The sequence below is a fragment of the Oscillospiraceae bacterium MB24-C1 genome, assembly GCA_030913685.1.
Taxonomy (GTDB): domain Bacteria; phylum Bacillota; class Clostridia; order Oscillospirales; family Ruminococcaceae; genus Yanshouia.
The window spans coordinates 1,836,600-1,848,944 of the sequence record CP133187.1; the positions used below are offsets into that span (position 1 = coordinate 1,836,600).

General features: G+C 45.9%; 11 protein-coding genes. 3 read left to right on the forward strand and 8 right to left on the reverse strand.

What is annotated here, in order from left to right; all coding sequences use genetic code 11:
* Positions 1 to 95 precede the first annotated feature (95 nt).
* From RBH76_08820 to iorA, 3 genes are all read right to left on the reverse strand, one after another.
* On the reverse strand, positions 96 to 683 hold the full coding sequence (locus RBH76_08820) for a rhomboid family intramembrane serine protease (GenBank protein WMJ82840.1): 588 nt from the start codon (positions 681 to 683) through the stop codon (positions 96 to 98).
* 119 nt (positions 684 to 802) lie between these two features.
* Positions 803 to 1,387, reverse strand: coding sequence for an indolepyruvate oxidoreductase subunit beta (locus tag RBH76_08825; protein WMJ82841.1), 585 nt, complete (start codon positions 1,385 to 1,387; stop codon positions 803 to 805).
* Between the two features lie 3 nt (positions 1,388 to 1,390).
* Positions 1,391 to 3,166 (reverse strand): indolepyruvate ferredoxin oxidoreductase subunit alpha, encoded by a 1,776-nt coding sequence (iorA, locus tag RBH76_08830; protein WMJ82842.1) that lies wholly within the window; start codon positions 3,164 to 3,166, stop codon positions 1,391 to 1,393.
* Positions 3,167 to 3,375: 209 nt separating this feature from the next.
* On the opposite strand from iorA, the gene RBH76_08835 reads away from it, so the two are divergent.
* The 3 genes from RBH76_08835 to RBH76_08845 all read left to right on the forward strand — a co-directional run bounded on the left by RBH76_08835 (position 3,376) and on the right by RBH76_08845 (position 6,471).
* Positions 3,376 to 3,876: a tRNA (cytidine(34)-2'-O)-methyltransferase gene (locus RBH76_08835; GenBank protein ID WMJ82843.1), complete on the forward strand. Its 501-nt coding sequence runs from the start codon at positions 3,376 to 3,378 to the stop codon at positions 3,874 to 3,876.
* Position 3,877: 1 nt separating this feature from the next.
* Complete coding sequence (locus tag RBH76_08840) at positions 3,878 to 4,750, forward strand: DegV family protein (GenBank protein ID WMJ82844.1); 873 nt, start codon at positions 3,878 to 3,880, stop codon at positions 4,748 to 4,750.
* Between the two features lie 311 nt (positions 4,751 to 5,061).
* Positions 5,062 to 6,471: a Sapep family Mn(2+)-dependent dipeptidase gene (locus RBH76_08845; GenBank protein WMJ82845.1), complete on the forward strand. Its 1,410-nt coding sequence runs from the start codon at positions 5,062 to 5,064 to the stop codon at positions 6,469 to 6,471.
* A gap of 199 nt (positions 6,472 to 6,670) precedes the next feature.
* Here RBH76_08845 and abc-f read toward each other — a convergent pair whose 3' ends face one another.
* The 5 genes from abc-f to RBH76_08870 all read right to left on the reverse strand — a co-directional run bounded on the left by abc-f (position 6,671) and on the right by RBH76_08870 (position 12,334).
* The gene (abc-f, locus tag RBH76_08850; protein ID WMJ82846.1) at positions 6,671 to 8,149 is read right to left on the reverse strand and encodes an ABC-F type ribosomal protection protein; all 1,479 of its coding nucleotides are present in this window, start codon (positions 8,147 to 8,149) and stop codon (positions 6,671 to 6,673) included.
* Positions 8,150 to 8,544: 395 nt separating this feature from the next.
* Positions 8,545 to 9,570, reverse strand: coding sequence for a branched-chain amino acid aminotransferase (locus RBH76_08855; GenBank protein WMJ82847.1), 1,026 nt, complete (start codon positions 9,568 to 9,570; stop codon positions 8,545 to 8,547).
* 122 nt (positions 9,571 to 9,692) lie between these two features.
* A complete protein-coding gene (locus RBH76_08860) occupies positions 9,693 to 10,454 on the reverse strand; it encodes a hypothetical protein (GenBank protein ID WMJ82848.1) in 762 nt (253 codons plus the stop codon).
* A 292-nt stretch (positions 10,455 to 10,746) separates the two neighbouring features.
* Positions 10,747 to 11,601, reverse strand: a complete 855-nt coding sequence (locus RBH76_08865) for a ParB/RepB/Spo0J family partition protein (GenBank protein WMJ82849.1) — start codon at positions 11,599 to 11,601, stop codon at positions 10,747 to 10,749.
* Between the two features lie 298 nt (positions 11,602 to 11,899).
* The gene (locus tag RBH76_08870; GenBank protein ID WMJ82850.1) at positions 11,900 to 12,334 is read right to left on the reverse strand and encodes an EamA family transporter; all 435 of its coding nucleotides are present in this window, start codon (positions 12,332 to 12,334) and stop codon (positions 11,900 to 11,902) included.
* Between the last annotated feature and the right edge of the window lie 11 nt (positions 12,335 to 12,345).

Consider the following 12,345-nt stretch of genomic DNA (forward strand, 5'->3'; position numbering starts at 1 on the left):
AGATTTGTATTAGAATTTATTGTACTAAGTAACAATCAAATTAAAACAGGGCGGACAGAAAAACTGTCCGCCCTGTTTTCATTAACATTATTTATCTATCGTACCTCTAATGCCCTTGCAGGTCTGCGCGGCTTAAAGATATAGCCAAATCCGCAGCCGATGACGCCGCCGATAATATGAGAAAGTTGCGAAATAGAGTCACTTTCAAAAAATCCGCTGAGCACCTCACCACCGAGGTAGATCACCGCCACCACAATTAGGGTGAGTGGTACCTGGCGCTCTCCACTGCCGGTGATCGAAGCTAGTAGAATGAAAGCAAAAACAATGCCACTGGCGCCCAAAACTGCCACATCGGGGAGCAACAATAAATGAATAATTCCAGTGGTAAGAGCTGTAAAAATAACCACCGTCAACAATTGTCGACTCCCGTACTTTTCCTCTAGCATTGGCCCAGTGAGTAAAAGCAGCATCATATTGCCGCTATAATGCTCCCAGTTGGCATGCCCCAGCACATAAGAAAACAACCGCAAATAAAGCAGTGGATCGCTGAAAGCGGTAAATTTAAGCATAAATAAATTCTCGGTGATCGCGCCCGCTGTTGCATCCCCCAATAACAGCACAACCAATGACAATAGTGAGAAAGTAAGTACTACAGGGGCATTATAAGTAATTTTTCTGGGCATAAAGCTATCGTCCTTTGCTTTCGATGTTTTGCCTTATTAGTTTACATGCTTTTAGAACAAAGGGCAACTGCTCAAACAAATTTTGTCGCAAAAAGGGGCCGAAATGGCGGCCCCTTTTTCTACCTTTTTTCTGCCAGCACTTTTCCCGTTTCAAATGCCTTCAGGTTTAGGTCTACGAACTGCGGCTTCACATTATCTTTGATGATGGCAGCCCAGTCGATATCCTCCAACCCCAACAGCCGGACGGCGGCACCCAGCAACACCACATTCATCGCTTTTGCGCTGCCTAGCTTTTCGGCCTCTTCGGCAGCATTGATCACGATGGTATTGGCCTTTGTGCAAAGCTCTTCCAGAATACGCTCGGGATATTCTGTTGCACCCGAGAGCACCGGCATAGAGGGTATTTCATAATCGTTGACGATGACCTCACCGCTTACCTTGAGATACTCCAGCCAGCGCAGTGCTTCCATCTTTTCAAACGACACCAGTATATCCGCGCCGCCGTGCTCTATGACAGGGGAGAGCACACGCTCACCATAACGTACCTGCGAAGACACGCTGCCCCCGCGTTGACTCATGCCGTGAATCTCGCTCATTTTAACATCGTACCCAGCCGCCATCAGGCCAAGGGTCAAAAGCTTGGCCGCAAGAATGGTTCCCTGCCCGCCGACACCGACCAACAGGACACTTTTTACTTCTCGCATGATTTATTCCCCCTCCTTGACGATGGCGTTCATCGGACAAACTTGTGCACAGACGGTGCAGCCCACACACATATCCCGATCAATAATCGCTTTTTTCTCGTGAGATCTAAACGAAAGAGCAGGGCAACCGCATTTTAAACAGGCTTTGCAGCCGATGCACTTTTCGGTGACAACCATCTTTTCTTTAAAGGCATCGGAAAATTCCCGCTTATCCTCAGCTGAGAAGCGCTTTAACACACAGGGCCAACGGGTGATGATGACCGAAGGCGCGTCGAGCGACAGCCCCCATTCCAGCGCCTCGCGCACCTCTTTGAGTATATTTGGATTAATTACGCGAACATGCTTAATACCAATGGTGCACACGAGCTGCTCAATAGAAATCGCATCAGAAGGCTCACCCTTGATCGTCAATCCACTACCCGGATTCTCCTGATGGCCGGTCATACCGGTGATACGGTTATCAAGAATAATGTTGACGGTATTAGAGCCGTTATAAGCCACGTCGATGAGTGAATTGATTCCGGTATGGAAAAATGTCGAATCACCCATGACTGATACCACACGGGTAGAAACGCCCTTTTTGTCAAACATCTTCTGCGCGCCATGGCCGGAGGAAAAGGCCGCACCCATACAAATGTCCCAATCCATTGCATCATAGGGCTTTGAAAAAGCGAGGGTATAACACCCAATGTCGCCCGACACGAGAACATCCTTCTTTTTGCCCAACTCATAAAACAGCCCACGGTGGGGACATCCAGCGCAAAGCATAGGCGGGCGGGGGAGCACCATTGAGCGGTCATAGTCCAGTGTGGGTTGTGTTCGCCCGTGCAATGACCGCCGCAGAACGTCGGGCATCAGCTCACCACAAAACGGGAAGATATCTCGTCCATGTGGTAAAAACCCGAGCCGGCGAACCTCGTCCTCAATATAAGGGTCGTTTTCTTCTATGATATAAATCGTCTCGACTGAGCGGCAAAAGTCCGCCATTAAACCACTCGGCAGCGGCCAGCTCATGCCCAGCTTTAAGTAAGAGGCGGTTTCTCCAAACACTTCTTTGGCATAATAGTAGCAAACGCCAGAGGAAATTACGCCAATTTTGCCGTTACCTTTTTCTATGCGGTTTAACGCGCTGTGCTCCGAAATCTCCAACGCTTTGGCTACACGTTTTTCAAGTGTTAGCCGCAACCCGCGCGCTATCGCCGGCACCGTGATGGTCTTGGTGATATCCTTTTTATAGCTGCGGATGTCCACTTCCTCGCGCTGATTTAGTGATACAATGCTTTTAGAGTGGCATATGCGCGTGGTCAGACGAATCAGCACCGGTAGATCCAGCGCTTCTGACAGTTCAAATGCCGTCTTGACCATATCGAGGCATTCCTGGCTGTCCGAGGGCTCAAGCATCGGCAGCCGTGCCGCCTTGGCATAGTTGCGGTTATCCTGTTCGCTCTGCGAGGAGTGCTGCCCCGGTTCATCGGCCGAAATCACCACGAACCCACCGTTGACGCCCATATATGCGCTGGCGAACAGCGGGTCAGCCGCCACATTTATACCGACATGCTTCATTGAAGCCATGGCTCGCCCACCAGCGAGCGATGCGCCATAGGCAGCCTCATAGGCAACTTTTTCGTTTGGCGACCATTCACAGGTGATTTCATCATAGGTCGAGATATTCTCCATGATCTCGGTGCTGGGGGTTCCGGGATAAGCTGCGGCAAAATGTACACCCGCTTCCCACGCGCCGCGGGCGACAGCTTCATTGCCGGTCATCAACTGTCTCATGTGCATGCTCCTTTGCTTTTAAATAGAAAGGGATTCACCAGTTTAACTATAAACATTATAGCACCAGCTATAGTGAAGTCAAAGAAAATGGCCAGCTTTAGTTGTGAACCTTAAAATTCCCCCATAAAAATGTAACAGGCGATACTTGTTATTTTGCTTTAAGAATGGTATAGTTTAATATATCCTTTTTCTTTTGGAGAGTTTTGATTTTGCGAACGCTTAATATTGTTTTAATTGAACCTCAAATTCCGCAAAATACTGGCAATATCGCTCGCACCTGTGCGGCAACCGGCGCACGACTACATCTGGTTGGCCCCATGGGTTTTGTTCTGGATGATAAAAAGCTAAAACGCGCCGGGCTGGATTACTGGCACCTGCTGGACATTACCGAGTACGCCGACAGCGCAGATTTTTTTGCCAGAAATTGCGGGCCTTTTTATTTTTTTACCACCAAGGCGCGCCAATCCCATAGTGACGCGTGCTATCCCGATGGGGCTTATCTCGTGTTCGGACGCGAGGACGCCGGGCTGCCCGAGACGTTACTTTATGAAAACCCCGAAAGCTGTGTGCGAATTCCTATGCTTGAGGAAGCCCGCAGCCTGAATCTTTCAAATACTGTTGCGGTCGCCGTGTTTGAAACGCTGCGGCAATGGGGCTATCCCGGCCTTTCAGGCGAGGGAAGACTGCGCAACTACCGCTGGGAGGAATAAGATGAGAAAAACTCTGATGCTTTGCGATTCCTGCTGTGATCTATCTCTGGAGCAGGAAAGAAAATACGGCGTACGCATTGTTAACTGCGGTGTCGAAATGAACGGCATTCCTTATGAGGACCGCGTAGAAATAAATTGCGAGACTATTTATGCCGAGGTTGAAAGAACCAATACCTTACCGCATACCTCACAGGTGACGGTTATTCAGTTCATGGAGGAGTTTTTGCGTGCCGCTAAAGAAGGCTACACTGACGTAATCTGCGTCACTATGAATGCCAAGGGCTCAGGTACCTATTCAGCGGCAAAGCACGCTGTTGAGCTTTTGCCGAGTGAATATCCTGCGCTTGAGGGCAAGCTACACATCCGCGTTATCGACTCCACAACCTATTCTTATGTCATTGCGATGCCAATCCTGCTCGGGTTAGAGCGTCTTAAAAAGGGTGACGATCCCGATGCCGTCGCCAACGACATGCAGGACTGGTATAATAATTCGATCACGCTTGTTGGTCTATACAACCTACAATATGCCAAGCGCTCCGGTCGTTTAAACGCCTGCGCTGCTTTTGTGGGTGATATACTGGGGGTAAAGCCCATCATGTCAATCTCCGGCGAAAACAAAGTGCTTGAGAAAACCCGTGGTGACAAAACACTGGTACCTAAAATGGCCCAGCTGTACGTAAACATGGCTGAAGACATTAAAGGGGACTATATTATCGCTTACGGCAATAATCCCGAACAAGCCAAAGAGCTGGCTGCTGCCATCAAAAAACTGGGCGGTAAGGCACCGTATCTTATGGGTCCCATTGGTCCCTGCGTAGCCATCAATGCTGGCCCCAAAATGCTGGGGCTTGGCTTTAGAAAAAAAGCGGAATAATAATTGTGAGCGGCGGATAAAAATCCGCTGCTTCGTTTTTGTTAAATAAAACTAAGAAATCTTAATTCTAAGATTGTATATATGCGTAAATTTTGATTAACATCGGAAGACATCTTTCATAATTTACATTGCAAAATTCAATTCATGAATGTTTTTCAATACATTTTGTATATATTTATTTAATTTATACAATTACTTTTATTTCTAGCGGGATTCTCTTTGTATATTTTATGACTAAATTTACAAATTTACTTGTCTTTTTTCCCCCTGTTCGCTATAATAATACGCATAACAAAAAAGGGGGAATCTTTGTGGCTATTTCCGCTGCACTATTGCAGGGGGTCGACCGTTATCTTGCCGCACATGAAAAAGAAATGGTTTCAGATCTCTGCCGTTTAATAGAAATTAAAAGCATCACCCAACCTAACAGCTCCAAGGAAACTCCCTATGGCAGGGGGTGCCTTGAATCACTTCAGGCCATGGGCAACATCTGCGCTAAAAAAGGTTTGACGCTGCAAAACCACGAAAACCAGTGCGCCAGTCTGCGTTGGGGCGAGGGGAGTGAGGAGCTGGGCATTTTTACCCACCTTGATGTAGTACCCGCGGGTAACGGTTGGACTACCGACGCCTTCATACCAGTGGTCGAAAACGGCTTTGTCCGTGGACGCGGCTCCATTGATAACAAAGGCTCCGCTATTGTGGGCCTGTACGCACTCGACTGTATCCGCAGTTTAAAGCTACCTATGAAGCACGCCGTGCGTCTGTTTTACGGCTGCAACGAAGAAGATATGATGACCGATGTTGAGTATTATGGCAAGACGGTCGGCTGGCCTAAATTTTCTTTGGTACCGGACAGCATGTTCCCTGCCGCCTTTGCTGAAAAGGGCATCTTTGCGGGCAGCGTCATCTCAGAACCAATCGCTGATGAAATTCTTTTGCTTCAGGCGGGTACCGCCACTAATACCGTTGCTTCCGAGTGTGAAATTCTGGTGGCAAAAAAACATTTTGAAGTACTTAAAGCTCAGGCAAATGACCAAGTTACAATTACCTGCGAGGGGGAATACACTAAGCTTCATGCCATTGGACTTTCGGCCCATGCCTCAATGCCCGAGCAATCTCTAAACGCTATCGGCCTTGGCCTTGATGCACTGCTACGCGCTGGTATTTTGCACGGCGAAGAGAAATCTCTCATAGCTTTCTGGCGTGATGTCCTTTTAGATGTAACTGGCAAAACACTGGGCATTGCGCAGGATATGGGGGAATACGGTCTACTGACTATTATTGGGGGACTTGCCCGCCGTACTGAAGACGGGCGTTTTGTGTTCGGTTTCAATTGCCGTTACCCCGCTAAAGACAGCTGTAAGCGTATCGAACCACTCATGCGTGCCGCCTGCACCGCGCACGGGCTTGATTTGACGGTAGAGGAGGGGGTTGACGGCTTTTGTATGCCAAGCGATCACCCCGTTGTCACCGCCATGACCGCTATTGCAAACGAATTGACTGGCGAATCGCGTACCCCATTTTTGATGAAGGGTGCTACCTATTGCCGCGTAATTCCAAATGCCATCCCCTTTGGGCCAGAAATGGACAGCTGCGCACCAGCCTTCCCGGTGGGGCGTGGCGGTATCCACCAACCCGATGAATCCTTCTCAATCAAAGAGATGCTCAACGCAACCAAAATATATGTCGCGGCACTACTTGAGTTGGATGCAATGCTCTAAAGTGCGCTCAGCACCGTTTAGCCATAAGAGAAATTGACCGGTTTTAAGACGTCAAATGTTTTAAAATAACTATTGAAAGCGAAAGCCCCTGACCAGATAATGCCTTTCGGGTCGGGGGCTTATTTGTGTCTAAAAACTTCCGCGACCATTTTCAACATTTGCTTATTATCGCTGTTGAAAAAGTTTTACCAAGATTCCTCTAAAGCTGCACCGTCTTAGTTGCGATCTCCTGGCCAAAAGCACGGTCGTGCTCGACGAATAAAACGGTCGGCTGATAAGTTTTTAGCAACGTCTCTATCTGAATACGGGAATAGACGTCAATAAAGTTTAGCGGCTCATCCCAGATATATAGGTGCGCTTGCTCGCAGAGGCTGCGGGCGATCAGCACTTTCTTTTTCTGCCCAGCGCTGAAATCGCACATATCTTTTTCGAACTGAATACGGGAAAAATCCAGTTTGCGCAAAATTGCTTTAAACAGACTTTCATCAATCTTCTGCTCCCGGGCATACTCCGACAGATTTCCGGAGAGCCACGAAGCGTCCTGCCTGACGTAAGAGATTTTTAGCCCGCTGCCTCGCAAAATATTGCCTGAATAGGGAATATCCTCATTTAGAATCAGTTTCAACAGGCTGGATTTTCCAGATCCATTTGCCCCACACAGCGCAATTCTATCTCCACACTTAACTGAAAAGCTGATATTTGGACATACTATGCGCCCACTATAATGGATGGTTACCTTTTCAAGCCCAATCAACGTTGCCGCTCGATATTCAAGCGGTTGAATTTTGAGTATTTGGGTGAATTCAATATTTTTTAAAAGCTTTGACTTTTCTTCAATAGCTGACTGCTGGCGATTTTCTAATGATTTTGCGCGTTTCATCATTTTTTGAGCCTTATGCCCGACATAACCTCTGTCGGGGTGCAGTCCAGAATTTTTAGTGGCATATTTGGTTTTTTCAACCTTATCTGACCACGACGCTTTTTGTTTGGCCGTCTGCTCAAGCCTCTTGATATGCTTTTTTAACTTGTCATTTGTCACTTGCTCAAAGCTATCCTGTCGTTCCTTATTCTGCCACCATGACGAGAAATTCCCCTTCTGAATATCAATATCACTTTTATTAACTGACATGATATGGTTGATACAACCATCTAAGAGTGCCCGGTCGTGCGAGACAAGAATAAACCCGCTTTTTTGCCGCAAATAGTTGCCAACTACCGCTCTTGCCTCCATATCCAGATGGTTGGTGGGTTCGTCTATCAATAAAAAGCGGTTGTGTTTCAAAAATAGTGCTGCCAGCAAAACTTTGGTCTGTTCGCCATTTGAAAGGGTCTCAAAAGAGCGATAAAGTAAATCATCGGCAGTTTTAAGCAAATTGAGTTCGCGAACGATTTCCCATTCCTGAATATCGGGCAACATGGCAGTGATAATTTCCAGCGTTAATCGTTGTTTTTCCGCTACTTCATAGGGGAAATATTCAAATTCAACATCAGCTGAGATGCTGCCTGAAAACGGATACTTACCCATCAGCAGCTTTAAAAAAGTAGTTTTCCCCCGACCATTCCGGCCGGTAAGCCCTAGTCGCCAGTCGGTATCCAACATAAAACTGACATTCTCAAAAATATTATCGTGACTTCCATCATACGCAAAGGTGAGGTTTTTAACATTGATTAAAGACATAGTACAAATCCTCCCGTGTAAAAATTTTAAGCTGCAAGAAAGTTCATTTCCTGCAGCTTAAAATAACACGAGAAACCCAAACCGCGCATTGCGGCTTAGATCATAATATTTTAGGCGTTAAAGATGCTAAACTTTCTTGCATTGGCACAACAAAACAGGCGGCTCTTAGTACCGCTATTCCTGTTTTATAATGCTTTATATAATTAGCAAGAAAATTTGCGCATCTTTTCACCTCAAATCTCTATTTTCTGGTGCCTATTATATCAGCACTTCAACCATTTATCAATAGCGTTTTTATTTTAAAATAAAATAGCAACAGCGGCCGCATAGTTTGCGACCGCTGCAGTTTAAACAATATACTTAGTTGTTTGTTGAAACATTGCTTTAATCAAAACTCACAGTACCTTGTGAATCCAGCCTTCAGGTGCTTCGATAGTACCCATCTGGATACCAGTGAGTGTCTCATACAACTTCTTGGTAATGGGACCCATTTCTTCCATGCCGGAAGGGAAGCAGATTTCTTCACCAAAGTTGTTGATGCTTCCGACAGGAGAGATGACCGCGGCGGTACCACACAGGCCACACTCGGCAAAATCACGTACTTCGTCAAACATGACTTCGCGCTCTTCGCACTCAAGTCCAAGATAATCCTTGGCAACAATCATCAGTGAGCGGCGGGTAATGGACGGTAAAATAGAAGGAGACTTCGGCGTAACAACCTTTCCGTCCTTGGTGACAAACAAGAAGTTTGCACCGCCGGTTTCTTCAACCTTTGTGCGGGTGGCCGCATCAAGGAACATATTCTCGGCAAAACCGGCATGCTTGGCTTCATAACCAGCATACAAACTCATAGCATAGTTTAGTCCTGCCTTAATATGGCCGGTGCCGTGGGGGGCTGCACGGTCATAGGGACTGACGGTCAGCTTAATCGGCTTAGCACCACCCTTAAAGTAAGGGCCGACGGGGGTACAGAACATCCGGAAGGTATATTCCGGAGCAGGGGCCACGCCGATAACCGGACCGGAACCGTACATAAACGGACGGATATAAAGCGTTGCACCTGAACCGAACGGCGGAACATAGGCGGCGTTATCCTTGACCAGCATATCAAGCGCCTCAATAAAACGCTCTTCGGGGAAGACCGGCATCATCAAACGGTTACAAGTATCTTTCATTCTAGCTGCATTTAATTCAGGGCGGAAAGTGACAATGCTGCCGTCCTTGGTTGTGTAAGCTTTGAGCCCCTCAAAACAGGTCTGCGCATACTGAAGCACACCGGCAGATTCATTCATAGTAACGTTCGAGTCAGAGACCAACTGTCCTGCATCCCATTTTCCGTCTGAATAAATCGATACATATCGGCTATCGGTGGGAATATAGCTAAATCCCAGTGAGCCCCAGTCTATATTTTTTTTCTCCATCTTAACAAATCCCCTTTCATCGCTAAACTTAAATTAAGTTACTGATTATTATAGTACGCTACCACAATGATGTCAAAACAAAAACACCAATAATATCCACTTTTTACAATTTAGGTCCAGCTTTAGAGTGAAACGGAAATCCGTACTACACCACCAATATCCTGAGGGGCAGCAAAGGCGGCAATCAGCTTTGAACCGTCGAGATAGAACGACGCGTCCAAAAGTCGTTCAAGCGACACAACACCGTCGGGATAAGTCAGACGATCCTTGAGCGTTTCAAGGCCCTGTTCATTCAGGTATGCCCGTTGTTTAGCTAACAGTGACTCTTCTTTTTCAAGAATTTTTGATGATTGCTCATCAAGTAGCAGCACAACAAGCGCATTGACATCGATAATAGAACCTATATCCACCAGGTCACCTGTCGCTGAATCAAAAGTCAGACCGAATTTATAGATCTCCTTTGCAGCGTCTTTTGCCTGTAAATATTCGATGTCATAAATGGTGCTATAATAAACACCGTCGTTTCTTGTAAGTGCATCATATACTGTTAGCTGATGCACGCCTTTGTCACCAGCAATTTCATCACGCAGCGAGAATAACGCCGTATGTATTTTTTCTGAAATATGATCGGCTGCTTCCTCGGCCGCCGGATCAAGAGCCCGCGGAAGTGCATAATAGAGATAGACGCCGTCTTCACTCATTTCACCGACATCCATATCGAACACCAGCGCTTCACTACTCTGGCTGCTAGAAATATTTTCAGCACCACTATTTCCTTGAGAGGATAAATCGCGATTGAGCGAATCTTTAAACGCCTCCCGCGAACACCCCATCATCAACATGGACGCTAATATCAATGCCATTCCCTTTTTGCTTAAACGCATCGTCACCATCCTCCTGTATATAAGACAGTTTTAAAACCCGATGTTACAATAAACCATTAATGTGGCGGATATCAAAGCTTATTTTATAAGCTACTATGCAGCTATTATAACATAGGTTTTAGGTTTTTAGGTCGTTATGCCGCAATCTTTGTATTTTCTTAACAAAAACCTATCTTCTTAACAAGGCATTCCGCTATTTGCTTTAAGCTTTCACTTTCATCTGCAACGAAAAAGAGCCGCCAACTAAATGTGGCAGCTCTTTTTCGTGTCAATCAGCCGGGGAGATCTATCATCAAAGCACCGACCTTAATGGTGGTGTCTGACTTCGTTGAGAAATATTTTTACCTTGGCTTGCCTTGGGAATAATAATAGTGTAAATAATATTTTTTTCATCTTCAATTTTTTCTGTTTTAGCTTCTATGCCAGCCTGCTTCATCACCTCGACAGCATGTCTAATAGTTGAAGTGAAAAGGCGTAAATCTTTTAAAATTAAAATGCGACCGCCTTGCTTCAATTTTTGCTGTTTTTGCAATCCTTCAATCAACTTTTCGGTCTGTGTAACAGTAGGACGTTCTTTAGTAAGTCGTGTCACCACTTCTTCAAGCCGTGCATCACCACATAGTGGTAACAACGCTCTGGCGTGTCGTTCAGTCAATCCAGCCAAAATAAGCCTATCCACTTGGCGTTTAGGCAAACGAAGCAAACGAAGTTTATTAGCTATCGCAGATTGAGAAAGCCCCAACCTCTCTGCAGCCTGTTGTTGCGTTAGCTCCTGGGTTTTTATCAGCAGCTCTATGGCCTGCGCTTCTTCAAAAAAAGTCAAATCCTTTCGCTGCATATTTTCGATAATGGCAAGAGCCGCGCTACGTCGATCGTCCGCTTCCTCCAACAGCGCAGGAATGCTTGTTTCTCCTAACATTTTAAAAGCTTTTAGCCGACGCTCACCGGCTATAAGCTGGAAGCGATCGCCTTTTTTTCTAATCAAAATCGGTGAAATTAAGCCATTTTCTTTTATAGACAGCGCCAACTCCTCCAGCGCTTTTTGTTCAAAAATTTGCCGGGGCTGTGCCGGATTAGTATCTATGCTGTCAAGCGGCACTAGCCTGACCCGTGTAAAGCTGTTACCTAATAACGGCAGAAACCCCATTTCGCACACCCCCAAAAATAAAACAGTATATTCCTCCATTAAGTGGAATATACCATTTATTGGTATTTATAGCAAGGATTTTCGGTCGCGTTTCCTGACAGAAAGCCCAATTGCAACCGGACTTTCAACAAAATTGTTGCTCTTGCCGTTATAAACGTCAAAATTAGAACAGCTATACAAAAATAAAAATACTAATATGCGTCAGTAAATTTCATTTAATAATAAGAAAGTTAATAAAAAAACTGGATATTAAAAAGCCATCACCTTTTTAAAAGCTAAACCCTGTTATAATAACATCTTACTTTAAGTTTATCAGTAGTAACCCGCCCAGACAGAGCACCATTCCGCCAACTTGCTTGGGGCTGATGCTTTCATGGTAAATCAAAACGCCGACAATTACCAGTAACACAGCAAGCGTAATATTGGCAATCAGTGAGCATACGCTAATATTCCAGCCCGCCCGGTAGGCCAAAATGTACCCAATTTCAAGGGCTGTGATACTGGCTGCGAGCAAAATGGCTGTCCAGTTGACGCCTTTAAAGTTTTGAATCGAAAAACTCCCGGTCTGAAAACGCATCATCAGCAGCGCACATATGGCCGCCACTACATATGTTATTACCAGTGATGCAAAAGCGTTAGCACCCGACGGTGTCGCTTTTGCCGCAATATTATAAAACAAGTTTGAACACACAATCAGCGCTATAGGAAGAAATGCCCCAACCTCATTTGCCATATAAATTTCCC

Excerpts from the sequence above, each read along its gene's own strand:
- RBH76_08820 (WMJ82840.1), bottom strand. The coding sequence starts at position 683 with ATGCCCAGAAAAATTACTTATAATGCCCCTGTAGTACTTACTTTCTCA.
- RBH76_08825 (WMJ82841.1), bottom strand. The coding sequence starts at position 1,387 with ATGCGAGAAGTAAAAAGTGTCCTGTTGGTCGGTGTCGGCGGGCAGGGA.
- iorA (WMJ82842.1), bottom strand. The coding sequence starts at position 3,166 with ATGAGACAGTTGATGACCGGCAATGAAGCTGTCGCCCGCGGCGCGTGG.
- RBH76_08840 (WMJ82844.1), top strand. The coding sequence starts at position 3,878 with ATGAGAAAAACTCTGATGCTTTGCGATTCCTGCTGTGATCTATCTCTG.
- abc-f (WMJ82846.1), bottom strand. The coding sequence starts at position 8,149 with ATGTCTTTAATCAATGTTAAAAACCTCACCTTTGCGTATGATGGAAGT.
- RBH76_08855 (WMJ82847.1), bottom strand. The coding sequence starts at position 9,570 with ATGGAGAAAAAAAATATAGACTGGGGCTCACTGGGATTTAGCTATATT.
- RBH76_08860 (WMJ82848.1), bottom strand. The coding sequence starts at position 10,454 with ATGCGTTTAAGCAAAAAGGGAATGGCATTGATATTAGCGTCCATGTTG.
- RBH76_08865 (WMJ82849.1), bottom strand. The coding sequence starts at position 11,601 with ATGGGGTTTCTGCCGTTATTAGGTAACAGCTTTACACGGGTCAGGCTA.
- RBH76_08870 (WMJ82850.1), bottom strand. The coding sequence starts at position 12,334 with ATGGCAAATGAGGTTGGGGCATTTCTTCCTATAGCGCTGATTGTGTGT.